Origin of the sequence: Desulfatibacillum aliphaticivorans DSM 15576, from assembly GCF_000429905.1 — a bacterium.
In the GTDB taxonomy this organism is placed as follows: Bacteria; Desulfobacterota; Desulfobacteria; order Desulfobacterales; family Desulfatibacillaceae; genus Desulfatibacillum; species Desulfatibacillum aliphaticivorans.
Window position 1 is genome coordinate 246,048 of sequence record NZ_AUCT01000007.1, and the last position, 24,139, is coordinate 270,186.

At 54.2% G+C, this 24,139-nt stretch carries 23 protein-coding genes; all 23 read right to left on the reverse strand.

Annotation, left to right across the window (positions count from 1 at the left end; genetic code table 11):
• Positions 1-6: 6 nt before the first annotated feature.
• Positions 7-435: a flagellar basal body rod protein FlgC gene (flgC, locus tag G491_RS0108520; protein ID WP_012609809.1), complete on the reverse strand. Its 429-nt coding sequence runs from the start codon at positions 433-435 to the stop codon at positions 7-9.
• Complete coding sequence (gene flgB / locus G491_RS0108525) at positions 435-818, reverse strand: flagellar basal body rod protein FlgB (protein ID WP_028314296.1); 384 nt, start codon at positions 816-818, stop codon at positions 435-437. Before flgB ends, flgC begins: the two co-directional genes overlap by 1 nt.
• A gap of 132 nt (positions 819-950) precedes the next feature.
• Positions 951-2,282, reverse strand: coding sequence for a sigma-54-dependent transcriptional regulator (locus G491_RS0108530; RefSeq protein ID WP_028314297.1), 1,332 nt, complete (start codon positions 2,280-2,282; stop codon positions 951-953).
• 81 nt (positions 2,283-2,363) lie between these two features.
• Positions 2,364-4,994 carry a tetratricopeptide repeat protein gene (locus tag G491_RS0108535; RefSeq protein WP_028314298.1) on the reverse strand — a complete coding sequence of 877 codons (2,631 nt, stop codon included), beginning with the start codon at positions 4,992-4,994 and terminating at the stop codon, positions 2,364-2,366.
• A 301-nt stretch (positions 4,995-5,295) separates the two neighbouring features.
• Complete coding sequence (locus G491_RS0108540) at positions 5,296-6,690, reverse strand: sigma-54-dependent transcriptional regulator (RefSeq protein ID WP_012609805.1); 1,395 nt, start codon at positions 6,688-6,690, stop codon at positions 5,296-5,298.
• 329 nt (positions 6,691-7,019) lie between these two features.
• The gene (locus G491_RS0108545; protein WP_028314299.1) at positions 7,020-7,454 is read right to left on the reverse strand and encodes a hypothetical protein; all 435 of its coding nucleotides are present in this window, start codon (positions 7,452-7,454) and stop codon (positions 7,020-7,022) included.
• Between the two features lie 126 nt (positions 7,455-7,580).
• Entirely contained in the window at positions 7,581-7,955 is a 375-nt protein-coding gene (locus tag G491_RS0108550) for a chemotaxis response regulator CheY (protein WP_012609803.1), read from the reverse strand.
• 77 nt (positions 7,956-8,032) lie between these two features.
• On the reverse strand, positions 8,033-8,533 hold the full coding sequence (locus G491_RS0108555; RefSeq protein ID WP_028314300.1) for a chemotaxis protein CheX: 501 nt from the start codon (positions 8,531-8,533) through the stop codon (positions 8,033-8,035).
• 234 nt (positions 8,534-8,767) lie between these two features.
• Positions 8,768-9,589, reverse strand: coding sequence for a CheR family methyltransferase (locus G491_RS0108560; protein ID WP_136360558.1), 822 nt, complete (start codon positions 9,587-9,589; stop codon positions 8,768-8,770).
• 55 nt (positions 9,590-9,644) lie between these two features.
• A complete protein-coding gene (locus G491_RS0108565) occupies positions 9,645-11,918 on the reverse strand; it encodes a chemotaxis protein CheA (protein ID WP_035218198.1) in 2,274 nt (757 codons plus the stop codon).
• 35 nt (positions 11,919-11,953) lie between these two features.
• Positions 11,954-12,988 (reverse strand): protein-glutamate methylesterase/protein-glutamine glutaminase, encoded by a 1,035-nt coding sequence (locus G491_RS0108570; RefSeq protein ID WP_028314302.1) that lies wholly within the window; start codon positions 12,986-12,988, stop codon positions 11,954-11,956.
• Between the two features lie 37 nt (positions 12,989-13,025).
• Positions 13,026-13,451, reverse strand: a complete 426-nt coding sequence (locus G491_RS0108575; protein ID WP_028314303.1) for a response regulator — start codon at positions 13,449-13,451, stop codon at positions 13,026-13,028.
• 58 nt (positions 13,452-13,509) lie between these two features.
• Positions 13,510-14,355, reverse strand: a complete 846-nt coding sequence (locus G491_RS0108580) for an HDOD domain-containing protein (protein WP_028314304.1) — start codon at positions 14,353-14,355, stop codon at positions 13,510-13,512.
• Entirely contained in the window at positions 14,355-14,834 is a 480-nt protein-coding gene (locus tag G491_RS0108585) for a chemotaxis protein CheD (RefSeq protein ID WP_028314305.1), read from the reverse strand. Before G491_RS0108585 ends, G491_RS0108580 begins: the two co-directional genes overlap by 1 nt.
• Positions 14,835-14,850: 16 nt before the next feature.
• Positions 14,851-15,426: a PilZ domain-containing protein gene (locus G491_RS0108590; RefSeq protein ID WP_028314306.1), complete on the reverse strand. Its 576-nt coding sequence runs from the start codon at positions 15,424-15,426 to the stop codon at positions 14,851-14,853.
• A gap of 352 nt (positions 15,427-15,778) precedes the next feature.
• Positions 15,779-16,111, reverse strand: a complete 333-nt coding sequence (locus G491_RS0108595) for a DMT family transporter (RefSeq protein ID WP_012609794.1) — start codon at positions 16,109-16,111, stop codon at positions 15,779-15,781.
• 465 nt (positions 16,112-16,576) lie between these two features.
• Positions 16,577-18,088 (reverse strand): HD domain-containing phosphohydrolase, encoded by a 1,512-nt coding sequence (locus G491_RS0108600; protein WP_035218201.1) that lies wholly within the window; start codon positions 18,086-18,088, stop codon positions 16,577-16,579.
• The gene (locus tag G491_RS0108605; RefSeq protein WP_012609792.1) at positions 18,081-18,776 is read right to left on the reverse strand and encodes a response regulator; all 696 of its coding nucleotides are present in this window, start codon (positions 18,774-18,776) and stop codon (positions 18,081-18,083) included. Before G491_RS0108605 ends, G491_RS0108600 begins: the two co-directional genes overlap by 8 nt.
• Before the next feature lie 175 nt (positions 18,777-18,951).
• Entirely contained in the window at positions 18,952-19,356 is a 405-nt protein-coding gene (locus tag G491_RS30005; RefSeq protein ID WP_012609791.1) for a flagellar protein FlaG, read from the reverse strand.
• Between the two features lie 52 nt (positions 19,357-19,408).
• A complete protein-coding gene (locus G491_RS0108615; protein WP_139264892.1) occupies positions 19,409-19,900 on the reverse strand; it encodes a hypothetical protein in 492 nt (163 codons plus the stop codon).
• A gap of 33 nt (positions 19,901-19,933) precedes the next feature.
• Positions 19,934-20,374 (reverse strand): flagellar export chaperone FliS, encoded by a 441-nt coding sequence (fliS, locus tag G491_RS30010; RefSeq protein ID WP_012609789.1) that lies wholly within the window; start codon positions 20,372-20,374, stop codon positions 19,934-19,936.
• 119 nt (positions 20,375-20,493) lie between these two features.
• On the reverse strand, positions 20,494-23,526 hold the full coding sequence (fliD, locus tag G491_RS0108625) for a flagellar filament capping protein FliD (RefSeq protein ID WP_028314309.1): 3,033 nt from the start codon (positions 23,524-23,526) through the stop codon (positions 20,494-20,496).
• Between the two features lie 233 nt (positions 23,527-23,759).
• Positions 23,760-24,139, reverse strand: a 380-nt coding sequence (locus G491_RS0108630; protein ID WP_028314310.1) for a flagellin, incomplete at its 5' end; no start/stop codon positions are given.

Here is a 24,139-nt window from a genome sequence, read left to right on the forward strand (position 1 = left end):
CATATTTTACTTGCCGATTTCCAGGGCTTTGAGAGCCATGGAACGGGCCGTGCTCAACGCCGCGGCATTGGAGTCGTACACCCTTTTGGCCATGAGCATGTTGGCCATTTCGGTGACCACATTGACGTTGGGCAACTGAAGGTTGCCGTTTTCGTCCGCATCGGGATGCTCGGGCCGGTACACCATGGGAAAGGGGCTTTGATCGGCGACAATATCCACCAGCTTGACCCCTTCCACCACCTGCTCCCCTACGGACAGATTTTCATGCTCCTTGACCGGGGCCGGGGACACAACAAGGAACTTACGCTGATACGGCTGCCCGTTGGCGGTGCGCGTGGTGTTTGCGTTGGCCAGGTTTTCGGAAACCACGTTCATTTGAGCCCGGCTGACGGACAATGCGCTGGCGCTGGCGTGCATGGCGTTTAACAGGTCCATTATTTGCCTCCCTCATTGATGGCGTATTTGATCAATGCGAATTTTCTTAACAGGGATTCCACGCTGGAGCGGTACATCAGGTTGTTTTCCGCCAGATTGGCCATTTCCTGGTCGATATCCACTCCGGCGTTCGCAGCGGTCGTGATTTCCGGGCTGCTTCCCTCCATCACATTGTAGTGTTTGGAATGGGTCCGGGAGAGATCCTTAGATCCGCCTTGCATGGCTTTTTGCAGGCTTTCCCGGAAGTCGAGATCCTTGGCGTGATAATCCGGCGTCTCGATATTGGCCAGGTTGCCCGAAATCAATCCCTGGCGCTTTCTGGAGATGTCCAGGCTGCGAACCAGGTCCTGAATGGTTTTCCCTATGATTCTTGCATCCGGCATGATTTTCCCCTTTTTGCGTTGCAATCCTTAGTTATTCCTGGATAAAGCAAATTCCATGCCTGTTTTAGCGGGTTAACGCCGCGCTTCAAGATTTTTAGACTAAACGCACAAAATTTTAGTTGAAAACAGGCTTTAAGCCTTGGCTTGGTATTCGTTGAGCTTGTTGCGGAGGGTGCGCACGCTAATGCCCAGGATTTGCGCGGCATGGGTCCTGTTGCCTTCGGTCTGGTCAAGAGCCTGATAGATCATCTGCTCCTCCATTTCGCGCAAGGTGGTGGAAACGCTGGGTATAGAGTCCTGCCCGGGCAGGGCTTTGGGGGGCGGAGGCTCCATAAAAAGGTCGTTGTGATCGATTTGATCGCCTTTACAAAGGAGCACAGCGCGTTCGATGGTGTTTTCCAATTCCCGGACGTTGCCGGGCCAGTCAAGATTCAGGAGAGTGTTTTGGGCGTTTTTCGTCAAACCTTTGACGTTCTTCCCGTCCCGGGCGTTATACTTCCTGATAAAGTGCTCGGCCAGCAGGATCACATCGCTGGACCGCTCCCGCAAAGGGGGCAGTTTGAGGGGAATGACCGCCAGCCGATAGTAAAGGTCCGAACGGAATTTGCCGTCGGCGATGGCTTGTTCCACGTCCCGGTTGGTGGTGGCGACCACCCGCACGTCCACGTTGACGGGCGCAGTCCCCCCTACCCGGTCCACTTCGGATTCCTGAAGCACGCGCAGGAGTTTGGCCTGAAGGCCGATGTCCATTTCCGTGATTTCGTCCAGCAGCAGCGTGCCGCCGCTGGCCAGTTCGAACTTGCCGATTTTGCGGTTGATGGCGCCCGTGAAAGCGCCCTTTTCGTGCCCGAAGAGTTCGCTTTCCAGAAGGGTTTCCGGCAAGGCGGCCACGTTAACGGCCACAAAGTTTTTGTCCTTGCGGGAACTGCTGTAATGAATTTGTCTGGCGAAAAGCTCCTTGCCTGTTCCGGACTCGCCGGAAATGAGCACCGCGGCCTTGCTGTCGGCCACGGAGTCCACGACCTCCAGGCAGCGCTTCATGCGGTCATCCTGGGTGATGATTTTGACCGGAGACTTGCCTGCGGCCTTGGGGGTTCCGTTGGATTTGGAAACGCCCAGAGCGCGGCCCACCACCGCCCCCAGAATCTGAGCGCTAACCGGCTTAAGCAGAAAATCCCGGGCGCCGGATTTCATGGCCTCCACAGCCTGATCCACGCTGGCGTTGGATGAAACGAGGATTACGGGGATTTTGCCGTCCATTTTGCGGACGATGTCGGCTCCGCTCAGGCCGGGCGCCTGATCATTGGCGATAATCAGGTTGTACTCATTGCTTTTCAGCCTTTCCAGGGCCAGAGCGCCGTCGCCCACCGCCTGGATGTCGTATCCCCGGTTTTCCAGAAAATCAGACCAGGCCAGCCTGTCCTGATATTCATGTTCCACCAATAGTATGCTGTCTTTTTCCATGTTTCTTTCGCCGCCTGGGATGCGCTCGTCTATGAAAGGCGGCCCATTTTGACTCGCCCAAAATCTTTTGAAAAAAATAGATCAGCCGGTCTTATCCCAGGCCCCTTTCACCTGAACCTGCTCCAGTTTGGCTTTGGCCGCCTTAGCCCAGACATTTTCGCCGGACTGGACCAAAGACTCCAGTATTTCCGTCGCCCTGGCCGCCTCGCCTAAAGAGGCGTAACAACGGGCCAGCTTGAATTCCAAAGCAGGATAGGAGTTGGGGCCTCCGGACAGTTCCAAGGCCTGTTCAAAATGCTCTACGGCCTTGCTTGTCAGCTCCATTTCCTCGTATAAGTCGCCGATGCCTTCCTGAATATCCACGGCCGCCTGGGTGTTGGGGGGATCGCTTTTCATTACAAGATCCACGGCCTTGTTGAAGGCTTCTACGGCGTCTTGATATTCGCCTTTATTTTTCAACAATTTGGCATATTGAAACATAAGGTTAAAATCATCGCTGTATTGAGTCCCGGGGCGCAGGCAGACGCGAAGAGCCTGAATGGCGGGATCGGTCTCCCCGCGTTCCAGATAAATATCCGCCAACTGATGATAGGCTTCCACAAACCGGGGTTCGCCCGGATATTGCAGGACAAAGGTTTCAAAAAGCCTGCGGGCGTTTTCGATTTCTCCGACCTTTTTGTTGCAATCCGCCATGATGAACATGATATCGGCGGGCTTGGGATCGTCATAAAACCGGGAGACCTTTTCCAGTTGGGTCAAGGCCCAGGAGCACATTCCCGTCTCCCTGTACGCGTTGGCTACGATGAACATAAGCTGGGGCATTTCTTCAAAGGGAACCACGTCCCGAACCTTGTCATAGTATTCCACAATATGGGCGAAATCTTTTTCCCTGTGATCCCTTGTAAAAATTGCCTCCAAAGAGGCCAGAAGAGCCTCCCGCACGTCGTCATGGAGCTTGGTGAATGGATGGCGGGCAAGCAGGCCCAACAGAATGGAAACCGAGTCCTCGTATCTTTTTTCATCATGGGCCAGGCGGGCCAATTTGATCATGGACACCTGAGCCAGGGGATGGTCGGGATTATTGCGGACGATTTCCTGGTGGATGTCTTTGGGCGTCTTGTCCTCCATGATGTCCGAATCAGGATTTTCGTCAATATAATCCGCCAGGCGCACAAGGCTTATCAGCCTTCCGTCGCTTCCGGGAAAATTGCTGACCACCATCTTATAAATCATGGCGGCCTTATCCTGCATGCCTTGGTCCTTGAAGGAATCCCCGATTTGGGTGAACAGGATGTCTTTATCCGGGGTGTCGGGAAAGGTGTTCACCGTTTGAAAGAACAACTCCCTGGCCTTTGGATTAGCCTTTAATTGGTAGTAGTTTTCCCCCATATATCGGGAGAAGTCGGGATATATGAACCGGGCCTGAGGTTCCTTTTTTTCTATTTCCTGAAGCATTTCCAGAGACTTTTTATAAGCTCTCTCCTCGTGCATGACTTTGGCTTTTTCCAGGAGGGTCGCTTCCACGTATTCGGAGTCGGGGTAGTAGCCTAAAAGCATGTCAAAGACGCCCAGGGCCAGGTCCTTTTGCCCGTTGGCCAGTAAGGCCTGACCGCGCAAAAGCATAAAATCCGGGCTCATGGCCCGGTCCTTATATTTATCCCAGACCAAGTCGGCATAGGCCGCCGCCTCGGGATAATTGCCTACTTTTTTGTACATCTGCACCAGATAAACAATGGCCTGGGGCGCAAAGCGGGAATTGGGGAACTGTTTAACGGCGCGGCGATATTTTTCGGCCACGTCCACAAACCGCTTTGTAAGGTTTGCGCCGTACAATCCGTGATAGGCCCTGGCCGTCAGAAAGATCGCCGGTTCCAATTTTTCGGAAAGAGGATAGCTCTGCTCCAAGATTGAAAAGTCTCGAATGGCGTCCTGCCACTGGCCGGTTTTGTATTCCTCCACGGCCTTGGAGAAAAGATCCTGGTCGGGAGTTCCCGAACCGTTGGCCTCGCTCAACAAAGGGCCGTCGTAGGAAAAGTCATGCCCCGCCGTGGCCGGGTTCAAAGGCCGCTTGATGGGATAGCGCGAATCCCCCGGCGGCTTGACCACAGGAGGAGGCGTTTCCTCAATCTTGACCGGTTCGGGCGGTGGTTCGGGCTTGGGAGCTGATTCCGGCCTGATAATTGTCGGCCTGCCCTCGATATCATAGCGGCCGTTGGTTATAACCGTCCCTCCGGTGGATGTCAGGGGCGCCGCCGGCGGCTTTACGGCAGGCGGCGCAGGCGCGGCGGCGGCGGGTTTTGGCGCCGAAGGCGCAGGGGCGTTTCCCGCCATTTCCAAAGTCAGCCTGGTTTTCGCCTTATTGAGGGAATAATCCAGCGTGACGGCCGGTTCTTTGAGCAGCGCTAAAATGGAAACCACGTCCTGGCGCTTTTGGGAAACGGACAGATCCTTAATCAGGGAGTCCTTGGCCCAAAAGGGCTTGTTGGCGCCCGGCCCCAGAGAGGAGTTTTGAAAGGCCAAAAGCACTTCGTTTTTAGAAAGCCTGATTACCGTGTACGAGGACGGGTCGGACAGGGAAACGAGCATTTGCGTTTTGCCGTCAACGAGCCGAGCTTCCACTTTGCGGACCTGCCCCTGAGCCAGGCTGGAAGAAGCCAGGGCGAAGAACGCCAGAATCAGTAAGCAGCCTTTTTTTAGTTTGAAATTTTGCATAAAACGACAGTCGCACCGGCCTTGAGTTTTCCGCCTCACTAAGCCTGCCAGGAAAATCCGTAACGGCATGCAGCCAGAGGCTTGGTCTAGTGCACAGGTAATAAGGCAAGGAATGTGCCACGGATTAGGGGCCAAGAAAAATCAGAATAACAAACTGAAATAATGGGAGAAACAAGGGAGAAAAAGTTAAGAAAAAAGAATGGAGGCGTGAATCAACGCCTCCATGACGGGTGCAGGACGATTTGTCGTCATATTTTTGACAAAGGAAAACTGGCGGCGAGAGGCCGCCGTTGCAAGCCCTTTAGTTGGGCCCCCGGATATTTTTCCGCTTCATCTTCTCCACCAGAGTGGTCCGGTTGATATGGAGCAGCTTGGCGGCCTGGGTCTTGACCCAGTTGGCTTCTTCAAGGGCCTGGACGATAAGGTTCTTCTCGTACTCTTCCACGGCGTGGTCAAAGCGTATGCCGCCGGAGGGGAGTTTGAGGCCCGCCTCGGGCTCCTTGGAATCCAGGCCGAGGATGGTTGCCGGAAGGTCTTCCTTGTCGATGGTGTCTCCGCTGGAAAGGATGAGAACGCGTTCCACCACGTTTTCCAGCTCCCGCACATTGCCCGGCCAGTGGTGGCCCATGAGGGCGTTCATGGCGGCTTGGCTGATGCGTTTGACGGGTCTTTCCTTTTCGGCGGCCAGTTTGTTGATAAAGAAGTCGATGAGCAGGGGAATGTCGGACTTTCTATCCCTGAGAGGCGGCACCTCGATGGGGATGACGTTCAACCGATAATAGAGGTCTTCCCTGAATTCCTTTTTTTCCACCGCTTCCATCAAGTCCTTGTTGGTGGCGGCCAGAATTCTGATGTCCACGTGCATGGTGCGGGTGCTGCCGATGCGTTCAAAAGCCTGCTCCTGGATCACCCGAAGGAGCTTGACCTGGAGATTGGGGCTCATGTCGCCTATTTCATCCAGGAAGATGGTTCCGCCGTTGGCCACCTCAAAGCGGCCTATGCGGGTTTTATGGGCGCCGGTGAAAGCGCCTTTTTCATGTCCGAACAATTCACTTTCCAAAAGCTCTTCGGGAATGGCGCCGCAGTTGATGATCACCATGGGATCGTCCCGCCGGGGGCTGTTGTAATGGATGGCCCGGGCGATAAGCTCCTTGCCGGTTCCGGATTCGCCGGTGATCAGGACCGTGCTGTCGGTGTCGGCGACTTTTTCAATCAGCTCGAAAACCCGCTGGATCTGAGGGCTGTCGCCCACAAAGTTTTCAAAGCGGTATTTCTTTTTGAGCTGTTTTTTCAGGATGGTGTTTTCCCGCTCCAGGCGTTTGAATTTAATGGCCGTGGAAACGGAGTGCAGCAATTCGTCGAACTTAACGGGCTTGGTGATGTAGTCAAAAGCGCCCATTTTGATGGCTTCCACGGAATTGCGGATGCTGCCGAAGCCGGTGAGGACCAGGCACTGGGTGTCCTGAGAGTGTTTTTGCAGATGCTTAAGCACGCCCATTCCGTCCATGCCGGGCATGTTCAGGTCGGTGACCACCACGTCAAAAAACTGTTTATCCAGTTCGGCGACGGCTTCAGCGCCATCCGTCGCTGTATGGGTGCGATAACCGGCATCTGAAAGGACCTCGGTCAATGTGGCAAGAACGCCGGGGTCGTCGTCAACCAACAGGATTTTTTCCATTTTCTTTTTTGTGGCCATGGCAGGATTTTTTCTGGTCCTGGTGAAGGGAATTTCACCTAACTAAAATGAGTTTATTTAAGCCGCCCCGAGAAAATCCGACAAATAAAAACCGACCCATTGGGCGAACTCGTTATTTCTAATGTCCCAGTATATGATAAAATGGGCGGGAAATCAAGAAAAGGCGCCGATATTAAAGTTTTTTTTTATTCATTAAAAAAGCCCGCATTCGGACGAACCGAAACGGGCTGAAAACAATTGGGCGGGGAAAAGCCTCCCCCGCCCCAAATCATAGGGCATGTTTCCCATCAAACATGACGCATGTTCAGACTATGACTCCGCCTTGGGGATCAGACGTAATCTCCACGGCGGAACTTGAATGCCTCCACGCTGGCGTATAGAGCCGCCTGATTGACTATTTTGCCCACGCCTTCGTTGGCGTCCACGTGGCTTAGAACACGTTTGGCCGTCGCGGCTTCCAGCTCCATTTGATTCACCATGGAGTCCATGGACTTGAGCGTGGCGTCCGGATTTTCCAGGGCGGAGGTGTATTGCTCCAGCAGGCCCAGCAATTTGTCCGCCTGTTGGGCCGCCATCATCTGATAGTCCGGCCCGGCCTGAACCGGCATGGGCGCCCCCAAGGGAGCCGTCTCGGTCGCCTGCGAGGTCTGGTTCTTCCGGACTTGATCCAGAATGTTGCCGAAGCTGCCGTCCGATGTCCCGGACTTATTCTGCGCCTGTTTGTCCGGCATGAAGTATCCGCCGATCTTTGTTACGTCAACCATGTCCTTCTCCTTCGATAATCGCTTCCCGGAGGTTCCGGCGCCATCGGCCGGATTGGCTCCTCGCGCCCCATGCCGTTCCAGCCTGCAGCCCAAGCCGAGCCGGAAGAAAGGGGCGTCGCCCCGGACTTATCCCAGGACCTTTTTCAACTTTTCCTTTACGGCGTCTGCGGTAAAGGGTTTGACGATATAATTGCTCACTCCTGCCTGGACCGCTTCCACCACTCTGGTTTTTTGCGCCTCGGCGGTGACCATGACAAAAGGCGTTGCTTTCAACTTTTCATCGGCCCTGACGGCTTTCAAAAGATCCAGGCCCGACATGTTCGGCATATTCCAATCGCAAATAATCAAGTCAACGGGAGCGGCCTGCAATTGTTTGAGGGCCACGGCCCCGTCTTCCGCTTCCGAAATATTGGTAAAACCGATATCCTTCAGGATGTTTTTTACAATGCGCCGCATGGTGGCAAAGTCATCAACTACAAGCACTTTCAAATTCGGATCCATTGTTTGTTCTCTCCTTTGGAAAAAGTCCACATTCCCGACTTGCCCTTGGCCATCGGTTATGCAAGTTCTGTTCCTCACTACGAGGGGGACGTAAAATTTCCTTCCGAACAGGTTAAATCGGAAGCGGCGGACCCTTTTAGATGGGCGGAAAAATGGCTGTTTTCCACCTCAAAGAACAGATTCAAGTCATGTTCGTTTTTGCAGTCTTCCAAATCCATTCCCTTCCTGGCCACGGGTATGTCCGGAGACACTTCCCCCGGAAAGGCGCACTCGTTGATCAGGTTGCCCATAATGATGTTGGCAGCCTCCCGGAACACGTCTTCCACGTCTTTTTGGGTCAATTCCCTGTCTTCTCCGAACATTGCGCTTGCTATCTTTTCACATAACCCGGCGGATCCGGCTATGGTCACTTCCAGTCCGCCGTTTTTCAGGCCCACATTGGCAATGTAGGTTTCGTCTCCCTTGCATTCCGAAGCATCTTTCATGCCAACTTCCTGGGGAAACATGAAGTACATCTGTTCAAAAACGGTCAGGACCACTTGTCTGAGAGTTTCCTCGATAAACTTGTCAGGTTCCATGCTCGCACCTCCGGTAAGCGTGTAAATGAGCCGAAACCGGGAAAAATATTGGGGTCAAATTTTCCCGGCGGCACTTTTTTCCGTGTTGCGTTCAGAGTGCGGCATTCTCCGGCCATGAAGCCGGGCTTCAGGACAAAGAAGAATGCCGTCGCAAATTCTGAAATTGAGGGGCGTTCGGCGCCCCGGCGTCCATCCTCCCTGGGTTGAAAAAGACGCCGGGAGCCGAAAGAGGCGTCATTTTCGATACAAGGTGGGTTGGACGTAGGTAAAAGGGTGTTCTATGCCCGTCAGGCTTTCGGCGTGGCCCACAAAAAGGCGTCCGCCCTTTCTCAAGTGCCGGTAAAAGCCGTTGACCAGGGTGTGCTGGGTGGCTTTGTCAAAATAAATCATAACGTTCCGGCACATTATCAAATCAAAGGGCTCCAGAAAGGAGGCCTGCTCCATCAGGTTGTGCCGCTTGAAGGTCACCATATTCCTCAAGCGCTCCTTCACCTGATAATATCCGTCCTGCCTGCCGAAGCCCTTACGGAAATACCGGCGCAACAGGGTGATGGGAATGCCCTGCATCTTGGACTCCGAATAAACGCCGCCGGCGGCCTGCTTCAGGATGGCCGTGGAGAGGTCCGTCGCCAGAATCTTGGCGTCCAGGTTCGGCGCGCTGCGAAAATACTCGCTGATGCAAATGGCCAGGCTGTATGGCTCCTCTCCGCTGGAACAGCCCGCGGACCAGCAGCGAATCTTTATCTTTTTCCGGTTCCGTTCAAGAATTTCGGGAAAAACAACCTGCTCCAGGTAATCGAAATGATTTTTCTCCCGAAAAAAACTGGTCTTGTTGGTGGTGAGCGCATCCAGCATCCTCACCAGTTCAACGCCCTCCTGCTCGTTGCGCAGAAGGTCGAAATACTCTTCAAAACTTTGACACCCCGTCGCCCGTAAACGCCTTCCCAACCGGGCCTTGACCAGTTCCTTTTTTCCTTGGTGCAGATTGATGCCGCTTTTGGCGTACACCAAGGTGCTGATGCGTTTAAAATCGTTGTCAGTCAGTTCAAGCGTCAAGATCGTTCCCCCCAACCGGTTCCCTCCTCCAGGCAGGGGGAATTGCTCAGCGGCGTCACGAGGCCGTCAAATACTCCGCCTGGCTTTCCACCAGGCTGAACAAGCCCGCAACGTCCAGAATCATCCCGACTCTGCCGTTGGCCAAGATCGCCCCTCCGGCCAGCCCCACTACATTTTTCAGCATGGCGGAAAGGCTTTTAATCACAACTTCCTGTTTGCCGAGGATTTCATCCACCAGGATGCACTTTTGTTTGCCTTCGCTTTCGGCGATGACTACAATGGCGTCCCAGGGATCTCTGGTGTTGGGAGGGAAATCAAACAGCTCGTGAAGCCTGATCAGGGGATACAAACTTCCGCGGATTTTGATCATTTCCCCTTTGTTAACCACGGTGTGGCAGTCTTCCCTGTTGGGCCTGATGGACTCCAGAACGCTGATGGTGGGAATGACGTAAGACTGCTCCCCGGCTCTGACGATGATGCCATCAATTACGGCCAGGGTCAACGGCAACTTAAGCAGAATGGAAGTTCCCTGCCCTTTCCGGGACATGACCTCCACTTTTCCCCGGAGTTTGTCCAGAACGCCTTTGACCACGTCCATGCCCACCCCCCTGCCTGAAACGTCCGTCACCTTTTTGGCGGTGGAAAAGCCGGGGTGGAAAATCAGCCCGAAAATATCCTGATCGCTCATGCCTTCGGCGGACTGAATCAATCCTTTTTCCATGGCTTTAGCCGTCAGGGCTTCTTTGTCCAGGCCGCGTCCGTCGTCCGTCACCTCGATGATCATGTTGCCGCCCTTGTGATAGGCGTTCAATATGATGGTCCCTGCTTCGGGCTTGCCTGCGGCAAGGCGGTCTTTGGGGATTTCAATACCGTGGTCCGCGGAGTTGCGCACCATGTGGACCAGGGGATCGTAGATCATATCCACCACGTTGCGGTCGATCTCCGTGTCCTCTCCCATCATTTCCAGGTTGACCTTTTTTCCGGCCTTGGATGCAAGATCCCGAACCAGGCGGATCATTTTCTGGAAGGTGTTTTTCATGGGAATCATGCGCATGGACATGGCTATGCGTTGAATTTCGGAAGTGATGCGCCCCAATTGGGCCAGGTCTCCGGCCAGGTCCCTGTCTTTGCCGGCCGCCATGGCCAGACGCTGTTTGAGGACGGCCTCGTTGATGACCAATTCCCCCACCATATCCACCATGTTATCCAGCTTCAAGGTATCCACCTTGATGAAGCCGGCGCCGTTGCCTCCGGCGGCTTTTGCAGGCTGGCGATCGGCCTTTTGCTTGCGCAGCGCCTGGGCCACGTCTCTGGCCTTGGCCTTTTTTCCCTCTATGAGGATTTCGCCGATCTTTTTGCCCTTGGATTCGCCGGAAGCCTGTTTGGCCAGGGCCTCTTCCAGGTCCTCGGCCTGAACAACGCCTTTTTTTACCAGCAATTCGCCGACATCGAGCCCGTCGCCCTCAGGAATATTCTCCTCTTCTCCATCCTCCAAAGGCGCATTAACTCCTTCCCCTACCGTGTGCAGGCGCTCCAAAAAAGGGCCAAGCTCAAGGTATTCCGGCTCCAAACGCCCTGTTTTCAATCGGTCGTCCACATCGTCTATCAGGCGTGTGACCAAATCCACGCCGTCCAGGACAATATCCACCAAACTGGGGCTTACGGAAATTTTTTTGCTGCGGGCGTCATCCAGAACGGTTTCAATCTGATGGGCCAGCTTGTTGATTTCCCTGAGATTCAAAAAACCGGAGACGCCCTTGATGGTGTGAAAAGGACGAAAAATGGCGTCCACCAACTGGAGGTTATCAGGCTCCTTTTCCAATTCCAGAACATGAATTTCAATGGTGGAAAGGTGCTCCATGGACTCCTGAATGAACGACTCGATAAGCTCCCTGTCCTGGCTTAAATCCAGGGGAGGGGATTGGTCCTCGGTCTCAGCCGGTTCGGGGCCGGTCGCCCAAGGCTCCACGCATACCATGGTCGAGTCCGTGTACGGGCACTCGCGCAAAAATGCGCAAAGCCTTTCGATTTCGCCCGCGTCCTCCTCTACGGCTCTTTGCGTTTCCTGCAAAAGGGAAATGCCTTTACCCAATTCGTCCAGGGCCCTGCTGGGAGAATCCACTTCAAAGAGGGCCATTTTTTCGGCGACCCCTTTCAAACCTGCGCATAGATCCAGCCACGCCTTGGGGGCCGTTTCCTGGACAATTTTGCATACTGCGTCAAAATTATTCAGGATGTTACCCAAAGCCTGAATATCGTCCGGCTCCATTGTCACGACGCATAGAGCGCTTTCATCCAGAATCTTTTGAACTTGGTCCCTGTCTTCCACCTTGGCTATTCCTTTCGCAATCAACCTGGCTAATTTTACAAGAGATTAATAATTTCATCGGCTATTCTGTCCAAGGGATACTGCTTTTCCACGGCGCCGGCCTTCCATGCCTCTTTGGGCATTCCGTAAACCACGCAGGAGGCTTCGTCCTGGCCTAAGGTCCGTGCGCCCGCCTCCCTCATTTTAAGCAAGCCTTTTGCTCCGTCCGACCCCATGCCGGTTAGAATGGCCCCCACGGCGTTGGCGCCGGCGTATTGGGCGGTGGAGTTAAAAAGCACATCCACAGCCGGCCGCTGATGGCACACCATGGGGCCTGTCTTTACGTTGACGTAATAGCGGGCGCCGCTGCGTTTGAGGAGCATGTGGAAATTCCCCGGCGCAATAAGGGCCCGGCCCGGCAAAACCGCGTCGCCGTCTTCCGCCTCTTTGACGGCTATCTCGCAAAGTCCGTTCAGCCGCTCCGCAAAGGCGGTGGTGAAATTGGGGGGCATGTGCTGTACAACCACGATCCCGGGCATGGTGACGGGAAAACGGGTGAGGACGGCTTTCAGGGCCTCGGTGCCTCCCGTGGAAGCGCCGATGGCCACGACTTTATTGGTGGTTTCGGTCAGGGCTCTGGTGGCGGGTCTTGAAACGGGCGAAGCAGAGGCGGCCTGAGGCCTGGCGGCTCTGACATTGACCCTTGCAGCCGCGCGGATTTTGTCGGCCAGCTGCTGTTTCATGTCGCCCACGGAGTATGAGGAGCCCGGCTTGGACAGGACTTCCACGGCGCCGATCTCCATGGCTTCCAGAGCCATTTTCCCCCCTTTGGCTGTCAAAGAACTGACGATAATCACGGGCAAGGGGTAGTACTTCATAATCTTTCTAAGAAAGGTAATGCCGTCCATTCGGGGCATTTCCACATCCAGGGTGATGACGTCCGGCTTAAGGCTGACGATTTTATCCCGAGCTACGTAAGGGTCGGGCGCCGTGCCCACCACTTCAATCCCCGGTTCTTTGGACAGGGCTTCCGTGAAGATCTTCCGAACCACTGCAGAATCGTCAACAACCAAAACGCGTATGTCACTCATGCCTATCGCCTCTCAGGCTATCTCTTGTTCCTAAGGGTTAAAAATCCATGTCATCGCCGTCGTCTTCGCCAAGCCCGTCCAGGGAGTCCAGGCCAAGAGCGCGGACCAGGGTGTCCCGGATGACTTCCGGCTTGAACGGCTTCTTTACAAAAGCGGCGGCGCCCAGGTTCCGGAGTTGCTGCAGCTTTTCGTTCCGTCCTTCGGTGGTCACTACAACGACGGGAATTTCGGAAAACATGGGATTTTCTTTCAAAGCGGCCAAAAAGGCTTCTCCGTCCATGACCGGCATATTCAGGTCGCTGAGGATCACATCCACCCACTCATTATCCAGGATTTCCAGGGCCGTTTTTCCATTGTCGGCCTCCAAAAACTGCTCCACGTCAAACCCGGACATTTCGACGGTCCGCTTGACAATGGAACGCATGGATGAGGAGTCATCCACAATCATTAGTCTGAATCCCATAGATCTCCTCGCATCCTACTTTCCTTGGGTTTCTGCAGCGCCTTGCAAGCAAGGCCCGTTAACCCAGGTCGATAATATCCTGCACCTTCTGGTACTCATCCAAAAAGCCCGCCATGATGACCTGAAGGTCGTTGATGTCCATGCCATGCTGTTCCAGAATTTCGTCCCGCCCCCGAACATGAAGGCCCTGGCGACCAACTCCAATGCCCAACATAAGACAAATGACGTTGGCCAGATACACCACCTGGGTGACCAGGTCGGACTCATCGCCTTCGGGCGGGGCGTGATGAAAACGGATGGCGTGGACGATTTCTTTGGGAAAGCCCCACAGTTCCCCCATACGAGCCCCGATTTCCGCATGATCCAGCCCCAGGACTTCCTGCTCGGCTTCTGTGAAGGAATAGCCTTTCTCCCCCACCAGGGCGAACATCTGGTTGAAATACTCATCCACAACAGCGTCCAGGATGGTCTTGCCCACGTCGTGGAGCAGGCCTGCGGTGAAAACCGCGCCTTCATCCACGCCCGGAAATCGTTTGGAGATGATCCGGGAAATGATGGCGGTGGATATGGCGTGCTTCCACAAATCGTGCTTGGACAGGGCGTATCCTTCCATGGCGTTTTTGTAGTACTTGACCACGGTTCCGGTCAGAATGATTTCCTTAAGCTGCTTGTTGCCCAGCCTGATAACCGCCTCCCGAAGGGAGCTCACCTTGCCGGGAAGGCCGAAATAGGCCGAGTTGCAGACCTTAAGCACGTTGGCCGTAATCGCCTGATCGTACTGGACCACCTGGACCACATCCATGGCCGAGGAGTCCGGCGAGTCCAAAAGGGCCAGGGCCTGGGCGACCACTGTTGGAAACGGAGGCAATTGCTCCAAATCTTTGAGTATGGATTCTATGTCCATTATAGCAGCCCCTCCCCCTTGCCGGAGACTTTCATGTTCAGTTCTCCGGTCCCGATATTGAGGCGAATGGTGCGGTTGACCATGCCGCCTACGTCTTCCGCCGCGACCATGACCTTGTTGCGCCAAAACATTTTGCGCAACGCGGCGTAATTGCGTTTACCGATATTAAAAAAACCGGATTCGTCCATGAGTTGGGCGCCTCCGGCTACCTTGACGATCATGCGCTGCTTTTGGGCGCCCAGCTTGTAGCAGGCCTTGAATAAGGCCGGGATGCCTGTGTCAGCAAACATGGCCGGATTGGCCTTGGCCTTTTCCTGGGCGATGCTGGAGTCGGGAAGCATATAATGCAGCATGCCCCCCACCCGGACCTCCGGGTCCCAAACCGCCAAACCAATGCAAGATCCCAAGGAGTACGTCACCAAGGTGACATCCGGGTTATTGCTCACCTTGAGATCGGAGATATCCACGGTAATATTCAAATCAGCACCCCGATGATTACTGCTTCCTTTTGGACCGCAAGGCCTCCCTTTGAACCCGGAAGGCGTAAGCCATGATTTCCTCGGTCGTCTGGCCGTCGAACTCATACAGGTTGGCGGCCACCTCGTACTGCTTCGCCCCCTGATCGTATATGGGGATCACCCGGGTCACCGTGCCGAGGATGTCCAGACAGACAATGGGATAGCGGCTCACTACAAAGCGCATTTCAAGATGCTGGCCTTCCTCCAAGGGGCGGCCGGTGCGAAACTTGATCCCGGAAGAGCTGATGTCAATGCCGGATCCCACCTCCATGCCGTTGCGGGATTTGTCTCCCAAAAGGCCCAAAATGCGATCCAGCTTGTCCTCCAAATGGAGCAGGAACCGGACCAGGTTGGGATCCACGGAGGATTCCCCGGCCTTTTTGGCATCCTCAAAGTTTTCCGAAATCAGGCCTCGACTCACGCTTTCACTCCAGTTTTCCTTTTCCTGGTACTGGGCCTGAAACTCGTCTTCGGTTAAGGTGCGAAACGTCACGTTTCCTTTAAAAGGAACGCGCACATAGTCTCTTTTTTCGGATGCTTCGATATTGTTCATGGCAATCCTTCTCCTGATTATGCAGTGTCATAACCATGGAAGCAACAAGCGTGCCATTAGTGAAAGCATGAACAATGAATGGGATTGGAGTACGGAGCAGGGAAAAACATGAGAGCTCCGAGAAAGGAACTCCATGAATAACAATCTGTTTTAATGGGAAATTTGATTTAAACAAAAAAGCAGTTGCAGGGCGCTTGCCGCCTTGCCCCGGGCCGCCAGGCTAAGAAAGGCTTGGGCGACAGCGGGATGGAATGGAGCGCCTGCACTTTTTTTGACGATATTGCGGGAGGCTCATGTTTTTCGCGGTTCATGTTTTCCGAACTCGTTCCATTGTTTTGGAGACATCCTCTTGTTAATGAGAAACGGTTTTGGAAAACAGATTAAGGACGACTACTCCCGCCACTATCAATGAAAGACCTAGTATTGCAGGGAGATCCAATGCCTGACCGAAAAAAATCCAGGCGATAAGCGCAATGAGCGCAACGCCGCTGCCGGCCCAGACCGCATAAGCCACCCCAATAGGTATGGTTTTCAAAGTAAGCGATAAAAAGTAAAAGGCCGACATATAACCTACAGTAACGATAACCGATGGCCACAACCGTGAAAATCCTTCCGAAGATTTTAGGGCCGATGTAGCGATCACCTCACTGACAATAGCGATCGCCAGAAATATCCATTGATACATTGTTTGGTCCTTATGTAGGGTAAGGGGCGGCCTTGCCAAACCGGCCATTCTTCAACCTTGCCGTATTTCTATTCGAATGTCAAAGGCTACGCCCAATACAGGGATCGGTGAAGAGCCTGATACCAAGTCGATTTCAAGCAAGCAATTTTATTCCAGGGCGAGTCTAATAATGACGCTGGGTCCCGGCTTGCGGGCCGATCCTGAAAAGCGGGTCGCCCTTGCCGGGATGACGATTTTTTGAGGCCGACGAAAGTACGGTGGGTGCATGAGATTTCCGGGGACATGAACTTATCTCACCGACAGTCATACAATTCACCGGGCAAAAGTTATGAATCTTAAAATCAAAGCAGGATGAGAAAAGCATGGTCGCAAATGCCGTTCTTTTTCCAGTAGGCGTGCAAAAAAAACAATCCGTTACAAAATGAAATGCCGGCCGTGCTGTTGATAGGGGATTTTGTAGAATAACTATAAGGAGCTTGATACCTTGCCCTGGGCCGCCAGGTCCAGAAAGGCTTCGGCGACGACCGGGTCGAATTGAGCGCCTGCATTTTTTCTGATGATTTCACAGGCCGCGGCGTCATCCACCTTTTTCCGGTAGGCCCTGTCGGAAGTCAAGGCGTCAAAAGCATCGGCCACTGACATTATGCGGGATAAAAACGGGATATCCTCCCCGCCGACTTTGTTGGGATAGCCCTGGCCGTCCCACCTTTCGTGGTGGTGGAGAATGACCTGGGTTTCTTCTTTTAGCAGGCCCATGTGTCCGACGATATTGGCGCCGATTTCAGGATGGGTTTTGATGATGCGGAATTCTTCCTCGTCCAGTTGGGCTTGTTTAAGCAGTATCTTGTCCCGCACGCCGATTTTTCCGATGTCATGGAGCTTGCCTGAAAAATCCAGGAGGTCCAATTCCCTTGCCGAGCATCCCAGGTGTTCGCCTATGATGCAGGATATGTCGGCAACGCGGGCGGAATGCTGCTTGGTGTATGGATCGCGGGCTTCGATGGCTTCCACGAAGGCGTACAAGGTGGAAAACAGATTCTGGCAGAGGTTTTCGTACAAGGCGGTGTTTTCCACAACCAGAGCCGCCCGCTTGCCCAGAAAGGACAGGTAGTGCAGATCCTGTTCGGAAAATCCGTTCCCCGGCCCGGCCTTGCATACGGTGATGGCCCCCAGGGGTTTGTCCTTGATGTTGAAAGGAATGGAAACCGCTGCATGCAAAGGCGTGATCAAGCCGCTGGCCGGGTCTTTCCCCCAGATCGCCGGCCCGGCCTTGTCCAGGGATTGCTTGGCCAAAGCGTCCAGAAAGTCCGGGACGTCCTCATTGTCCAACTCCTCCGTCACAGCGTGGTGGGCCAGGGGGTACAGGCTTCCCGTGGAGTCGTCCAGCAATTGAAAGTAGCAAAGGTGTCCGCCGCTGATTTCGCAGGAAATGTTGGTCAACTGGTCGAAAAGCTCTCCGCTGTTTTTCTTCCAGTCAACCTTGCGGAGGATGAAGTTTAACTTCTCCATCTCCTCCACGGTGGCGGCCAGTTCCATATTGATTTTCTCCAGCTCTTTTTTCCGGGCGTGCTGGCTTTTCAAGAGAAGGTTTTCCACCATAATCTCTTTTTGAGCCATGACCTTTTCGATGATAAAATCCACGTCGCGGATTTTAAAAGGCTTGACGATGAAGTCGGAAACCCCGGTTTGCAGGGCCATGATGGTGCTTTCCATGGAGGGATAAGCCGTCATGACCACGATGGGGATGGTGTTATCCATCTCCAGGATGCGTTTGGAAAGGGCGATGCCGTCCATACCGGGCATGGCCAGGTCGGTGAATAGAAAATCGGGTTGTTCCTTGGAGAAGACATCCAGGGCCGAAGGCCCATCGGAAGCAGTGACTATGCTGTATTGGTCGCTGTGTTCAAAATACGTCTTGAAAACGTTCAGAACGCCGGGATCGTCGTCCACGGCGAGGATTTTCAAGTAGTCATGCATGCTCATCAATGCCTTTAAGGATTTCGCTTTTCAGGGCGACGAATTCCTTTTCACTCAGAAGGCCTTCCTTGCGCCACCGGGTGAGGTTTTCCAGGCGTTCGTATTGATTGGCCTGGTCCCTGGCGGATTCCATAAGGTGGAGTCCGGGCAAATGGGTGGCGAAAAAGTTAATGCTTCCCGAGTTTTCAACGATTTCGGAAGATTCCTTAATGCCGGGAGATTCCTGGGATTCATCCTGTTTGACCAGTTCCCGGTACGCCTCCTTCAGCTTCCACATTAAGTGCTTGTTTTCGCGAACCAGACTGATTTTATCAGCCGCGTTGTTGAAACAGATCTCCATCTCCTGGAGCTTGAAAGGTTTCCGGATATAGTTGTAGGCCCCTTCCTTGATCGCCTCAATGGCGCTCTCCAGGGTGCCGTGTCCGGTCACAATAATAACCACGACGTCGGGGTTGGACTCCTTGGCGCGGCTCAACACCTCCAAACCGTCCACGTCAGGCATCATGAGGTCTGTGATGACAATATCGGCCGGTCTGTCCCCAATGGCTTCCACGGCTTTGCGGCTGTCCGTGAAGGTTTCCACCTCCACATTATCCCGCCCCACCAGTTCCGCCAAAAGAGCTCCAACAGCCCGGTCGTCATCAACAATGACGCATCGAATGCTCTGGTCCCCAAAATCCGTGATCATCTTGCAAGGCCTCCCTAAGTCCAAGGATCGGTTCGTTAAAATGCTATCGTGTCCTTTGTACACAAAAAACCGTCCTTATTCCAGCACTACTTTTTCGCAAACTGAAAGCCGGATCCACAACCGGCCCCTGAAAAGTTCGGAAAACCAGTATGCAATTGGGAATGAGCCTGATTTTTCAGGCTTTGGCGTCAAACAAGATTCCCACCAACTCTTCCATCTTGGACATCAGGTCCAAAATGCGCTCAGACGGAATCTCCCGGATAACCTCGTCCGTGTCCTTATCGACGACGGTGACGGTCATACGGCCGGTTCCTTCGTGAACCCCGTACTCAAACCCGATATTCGACATGGAAGCATTTTCGGCGGTGTGCGCCTTTAAAACCTCCAGCATATCTTTAAGCAAATCCTTATTAGGCTCTTCAGTATCGTTTTGAGCCATTTCCGGCGGCGCTTCCCTGACAGGAACCGGTTCTTCCTGCTTCCTGGAGACTTCCCTCACAGGAGGGGGAGCGGTTCCGACTTGCAGCCCGCGTTCGGCCTGCAAGACTTCCTTCCTTGGAGTAACCGCTTCCAGAATCATGATATAATCCTCCTTCCCGACCGACAGGCGAAGGGACGAGCCATACAAAGCCTCATCCCACTTGCGAGTCCACAAATCGTGCAGCCCGCGGTCCGTTATTAAACCTGTATCCCCTGGACATTTTACGTTTTTCCTGCATGTCCAGGATCCCGGACTTGGCCGCGTCGTATCTCGCCCTCACCCGGGACAGGCATTTTTGTTCGTCCGCTATTAGCAGCGAGACGATCTCTTCAATATGCTTGATGGATTCTTCTACTCTTTCCTGATCCTTTTCGGACAGGCAGTCCATGCGAAGAACAAACATGGCCTGTTCAATTTTTTTATCCAGGATGTTGACTCGTTTTATCACTTCCCGGCGTTTTTTTATGCCCACGGGAACTTTGGAGAAGTCCTCCTCGTCCAGCGCACTGTTGATTTCGTGGGTGGCCTCGGAGTATTTCCCCAAAAGCCCGGCTTTTTGCTCCGTCAGATTGCAGAACTCATCCGGAGACGAAGGCGCCGCGAGGTCTTTACCGCATCGGGAATTATTTGGCGTATGCATCATGGTCCCCTCGCTTTCTATGCGTGAAGGAGTTGTTTATGCGCAAACCAGGGACGCCGGCTTTCTCTGCCAGGCGGGAGTATGCTCCGGCAAAGCTCCGGCCCGGGACTCGCCGTAGAAGATTTCCTTCCAGGCGGAGCCCAGTTCTTCCAGGATGGTGATGGCTTCGTCAAAAGCAGTCAAATCCCTGTGGATGTCCCCCTCGGTGAGACGCCTGACAACGTAGTCGTAGATAGCCTTCAGGTTCTTGGCGATATCTCCGCCCTTTTCCATGTCCAGGGCGCTGTTCAACTCCCCGATGATCAACATGGCTTTGGAAAGGGCCGCTGATTTGGCTTCGTAGTTGTGCTCCAGGTAGCGTTCCTTGGCCATTTTCAGGTTGAAAATAGCGCCGTCGTAGCACATGATTACAAGCTTTTTAGGATCGGCGGTTTCTACATTGGTCTTTTTGTATGCGCCTATGTTATTCCCGTACATCGGTCACTCCTTCTTTCCACATTGTTGGGCTTGGCCCTATATGATTGTCACCTGTATACCTTATCGGCCCCCCGCCCGTATTTCTTTAGCATTCAGCCCAACCGGGCGGCCTGTTAGTTTTAACGAGACAAAGAGCTTAATTGCGAGGTCAGCCAGTCGCCCTGGTTCTGTATTTCAGAAAGAGCCAGCTCCATGGCGATGAACCGATTGATCATGGTCTGCATCCTGGCGGTCAAACGCGTTTCCATTTTTTCGATTCTCTCGTCGTAGCTGTCTATTCTGTCTTCCAATGACTCGGTTTTGGCGGTCAAATAGCCGTCCACATCGTCGGTGATTGAAAACAAGGTTCTATTGAACAGCTCCGCAATGCCCAGGGTGAGCTTGATGTTGCCGACCTCAACGCCGCTGTCCGTTCCCGTGTATTTGATCACCAGGCCGTCCACATTGGGTTCGTCTTCATCGCCGGTAAGCACCTGGCCCTTGCCCGAGGCCGACTCCCCGTTAATGGTTCCGGCCACGTCCTGGCCGTTATCCACGGTCTGATCGCCCGTCCAGAACAGGTCTGCGGTCTCGCTGATTTCAAAGGTGTTGCCGCTGCCGTAGTAGTCATGGGTGATGACCAGCTCGTTGGAAGCGGAAACCGACGCCGTGACTTCCAGGGCGTAGCGGCCCGTGGTTCCGCCGTCGTTGGTGGATTCCACCGTGCCGAAATCCAAGCCCCTGCCCACGGGCTCCTCAATAGTCAAGGACAGGTTGCTGTTGCCGGAAGTCCGGTCCGTGACGACTATGCGGCCTTCGCTGTCCACGCCTGCGTTGACTTCGTCTCCGAACACGGATTCTATCTCCGCCAAAAAGTCCTGGAGGGTGTCCGTGGTGACGTCGCTGATGGTGTAGGATCCCTGGACCGTGCTGCCGCCCCGGGAGGTTCCGGAAAAATTGATGGTGTCTCCGTCCACCATAGAGGCCCCGTCAATGGAGTCCCAGGTCAGGGAGGAAGAAGCAGGCAGTCCTCCCGATAAGACGGCGTTTCCTGAGGCCAGGGTCTGGGTGTATTCCGTGTCGAAATCCGTATTCAGGGCATTGACCGCGTCGGACAAGGTCATGGTGGAAGTCAAATCCACGGTGGAAACTTTGTCTCCGTCCGTCACCGTAATGGTTTCGTCGGCGCCCAAAGCTCCCGCATAGGAGTTTTCGCTCGTCGCCGTGCTTTGGGTGGCGGCCTGGGTGATGAATACGGCGTAATCCCCGGAATTGGCGTTTCTGTCGGAGGTCACATAGGTCAGGGAGCCTGTATCCGTGGTTCCCCGGGCTACGAAAAGATCCCTGATTTCATTGAAGTTGGTCTCCAGGTATCCCCGAAGCTCCCCTTCGTCGATGCTCAACTGGCCTTCCGTGTCCACGCTGATGCCCACCAGGCCCAGGGTGGAGTATTCGCTGTTTACGCCCCAGACCGACTCAATCAGAACCGAGGTCAGGTTCCGTTTGATGGAGGACAGGGTGCCGTCTCCAAAAAGCGGTCCGCCGGTTGTGTCGTTTTCCTCATCGTAGGTCTGTTGGTCCGTGATGAAGGCGGCCACGTCGTTGTATGCGCCCACCATGTTTTCGATTTTGGAGATGATGGAGTCGTAGTCATGCCCTATGGTCAGGGAGATGGTGGTGTCGGTATCGGCCTTCTTCAAATCGATGGTGACCCCGGCGAGCACGTCGTCGATGATATTATCGGAGCTGTTCACGGTCACGCCGTCGATGCTGACTTCGGCGTCCGATCCGGCCACAAGCTGCCGCTCCCGCACCGTATCCAAAGCGGAAAAGGCGCCAAAATCCAGGGTCGAGTTTCCGTCCGCGAGATTGCTTGCCAGGCTGACGCTCAGGGAGCTGGCGCCGGAGATCTGGTCCGCCACTTCAATCTTTCCGTCAGACGTGATGTATGCGTTTACGTCTCCAAAGGCGGATTCCACGGAGTCCAAAAAATCCTGGACCGTGGAGGAGGCGGTGATGGTGAAGCTGGTGTTGACCGCACCGCCTGAATGATCCGTGCCCGTGATGTCAATGGAGTCTCCGGCCGTAAAGGTGTTGTACCCGTCAATGTCGCTCAAAAGGGTGGAAGCGGTGATCACCGAGCCTTCCGAGGTCATGGCGTTGGCGCTGGTGGTTCCGGTCACGCTGGAAACGCCTTTTTGAAGAACCCCTATGGTTTCCAGAATATTCTGATCGTCCGTAAAGGTCTGGGTCCCGTCGATCTGCAGCCGGTACAGATTGTTTCCGTCATCGTCGGTCTGGCTGACGATGGAGGCGGAGACCCCGGCGATCCCTGCACTGTTGATCTTGTTCTTGATGGATTCCAGGGAGTCCGAGGACAGGTCGATGGCCACGGCGGTCCCGGCGATGGTCACGCTGCCCGACTGATTGGCTGAAAGGCCGAAAATGCTTTTAATCGCCTGAGTGGAGCTGTCGAACTGATCCGATTGGGCGCCGCCGGTGATGGATGTTTTCACGCTGGAGACCGAATCCACGAATCCGAATTTCTCAATAAGGTCCGAGGCGGAGCCGTTGGCGATGCCCATGCCGTCCTCGCCCGTGGCCTCGCTGGTAATGACCAGGCGGGTGTCATTGGTTCCGTAGCTGACGATGCTGGCGGTGATCCCAGAGGGGTCGGAGCCGGAGTTGGCGTTGTTGATTTTATCGCGCACGTCTTTCAGGGTGTCGGAAGCCGTGATGCTGACCACCTTGCCGTTCAGCAGGATTTCCCCTTCGTAGCCGGAGCCAAGGGCTGTACTGGAGTCCGTAAAGGAGGTGGAGGACAGCTTCTGCGCGGTGGCGAGCTTCTCCACTTTGATGTTGTATGTGCCGGACAAAGCAGTAGACGACGTGGAAACGGAAACCAGGTCTTCGGCGTCCACTGTGCTGGAATCCGTGGACATGGTGGAGGAGTAGTCATAAAAGTCGTCTGCTTTCGTAAGGTTTTCAGCGGCGGTTTTTAACGCCAGAAGCCGGGTGTTGAGGGAGCGCCATTCGCTGAGCTCATTCGACACTTGCGACTGTTTCTTCGTCATAAGATCGACCGTGCCGTGCTCCACTTCCATGAGCTGATCGACCATAGAGCGCCAATCAAATCCGCTGGCAAGGCCTGAAACTGAAGTTGTGCTGGACATTATCCGACCCTCCTCCATTGAGAATCCGGGTTATTTCTTGGTCATGATCCGGGGGAGGGAAAAAATTTCCCAGCATCCCCGAATTAAGGGTGTAAGCCTATATGTCCTATCGGAAAATATTGCCGATTTCTTAAGGCTTTTTAAGGGTTTTGCAAGAAGCGGGCCGCAACGAAAAAAGCCCGCCCCCTGAGGATTTACGGGGGCGGGCCGGTTTGTCGAAGCTCTGGATCAGATTATCCGATGAGCTGAAGCACTGTCTGGGGGGCCGAGTTCGCCTGGGCGAGCATGGCTGTACCGGACTGCATCAGGATCTGATTTTTGGTGAACGAGGTCATTTCCGCGGCCATATCCACATCCTGGATGACGGACATTGCAGCAGTGTTGTTCTCGATGGCGATGTTCAGGTTGGCGAATGTGTAGTCCAGCCTGTTCTGGATAGCGCCGATGTCGGCCCGGGAGGCGTTCAGGGCGTCCATGGCATTATCTATCAAGTCCATGGAAGACTGGGCGTCAGCCATAGAGTCCAGAGCCACGCCAACCACGGACAAGCCCGTGGAATCCACGGAATCCAGTTGAAAATTGATACGATAGTCTCCGCTGTTCTGCTCACCAA

What these genes read in the sequence shown, in the direction of transcription:
- flgC (WP_012609809.1), bottom strand. Translation starts at nt 435, where the DNA reads ATGGACCTGTTAAACGCCATGCACGCCAGCGCCAGCGCATTGTCCGTC.
- flgB (WP_028314296.1), bottom strand. Translation starts at nt 818, where the DNA reads ATGCCGGATGCAAGAATCATAGGGAAAACCATTCAGGACCTGGTTCGC.
- G491_RS0108530 (WP_028314297.1), bottom strand. Translation starts at nt 2,282, where the DNA reads ATGGAAAAAGACAGCATACTATTGGTGGAACATGAATATCAGGACAGG.
- G491_RS0108535 (WP_028314298.1), bottom strand. Translation starts at nt 4,994, where the DNA reads ATGCAAAATTTCAAACTAAAAAAAGGCTGCTTACTGATTCTGGCGTTC.
- G491_RS0108540 (WP_012609805.1), bottom strand. Translation starts at nt 6,690, where the DNA reads ATGGCCACAAAAAAGAAAATGGAAAAAATCCTGTTGGTTGACGACGAC.
- G491_RS0108545 (WP_028314299.1), bottom strand. Translation starts at nt 7,454, where the DNA reads ATGGTTGACGTAACAAAGATCGGCGGATACTTCATGCCGGACAAACAG.
- G491_RS0108550 (WP_012609803.1), bottom strand. Translation starts at nt 7,955, where the DNA reads ATGGATCCGAATTTGAAAGTGCTTGTAGTTGATGACTTTGCCACCATG.
- G491_RS0108555 (WP_028314300.1), bottom strand. Translation starts at nt 8,533, where the DNA reads ATGGAACCTGACAAGTTTATCGAGGAAACTCTCAGACAAGTGGTCCTG.
- G491_RS0108570 (WP_028314302.1), bottom strand. Translation starts at nt 12,988, where the DNA reads ATGAGTGACATACGCGTTTTGGTTGTTGACGATTCTGCAGTGGTTCGG.
- G491_RS0108575 (WP_028314303.1), bottom strand. Translation starts at nt 13,451, where the DNA reads ATGGGATTCAGACTAATGATTGTGGATGACTCCTCATCCATGCGTTCC.
- G491_RS0108580 (WP_028314304.1), bottom strand. Translation starts at nt 14,355, where the DNA reads ATGGACATAGAATCCATACTCAAAGATTTGGAGCAATTGCCTCCGTTT.
- G491_RS0108590 (WP_028314306.1), bottom strand. Translation starts at nt 15,426, where the DNA reads ATGAACAATATCGAAGCATCCGAAAAAAGAGACTATGTGCGCGTTCCT.
- G491_RS0108595 (WP_012609794.1), bottom strand. Translation starts at nt 16,111, where the DNA reads ATGTATCAATGGATATTTCTGGCGATCGCTATTGTCAGTGAGGTGATC.
- G491_RS0108600 (WP_035218201.1), bottom strand. Translation starts at nt 18,088, where the DNA reads ATGCATGACTACTTGAAAATCCTCGCCGTGGACGACGATCCCGGCGTT.
- G491_RS0108605 (WP_012609792.1), bottom strand. Translation starts at nt 18,776, where the DNA reads ATGATCACGGATTTTGGGGACCAGAGCATTCGATGCGTCATTGTTGAT.
- G491_RS30005 (WP_012609791.1), bottom strand. Translation starts at nt 19,356, where the DNA reads ATGATTCTGGAAGCGGTTACTCCAAGGAAGGAAGTCTTGCAGGCCGAA.
- G491_RS0108615 (WP_139264892.1), bottom strand. Translation starts at nt 19,900, where the DNA reads ATGATGCATACGCCAAATAATTCCCGATGCGGTAAAGACCTCGCGGCG.
- fliS (WP_012609789.1), bottom strand. Translation starts at nt 20,374, where the DNA reads ATGTACGGGAATAACATAGGCGCATACAAAAAGACCAATGTAGAAACC.
- fliD (WP_028314309.1), bottom strand. Translation starts at nt 23,526, where the DNA reads ATGTCCAGCACAACTTCAGTTTCAGGCCTTGCCAGCGGATTTGATTGG.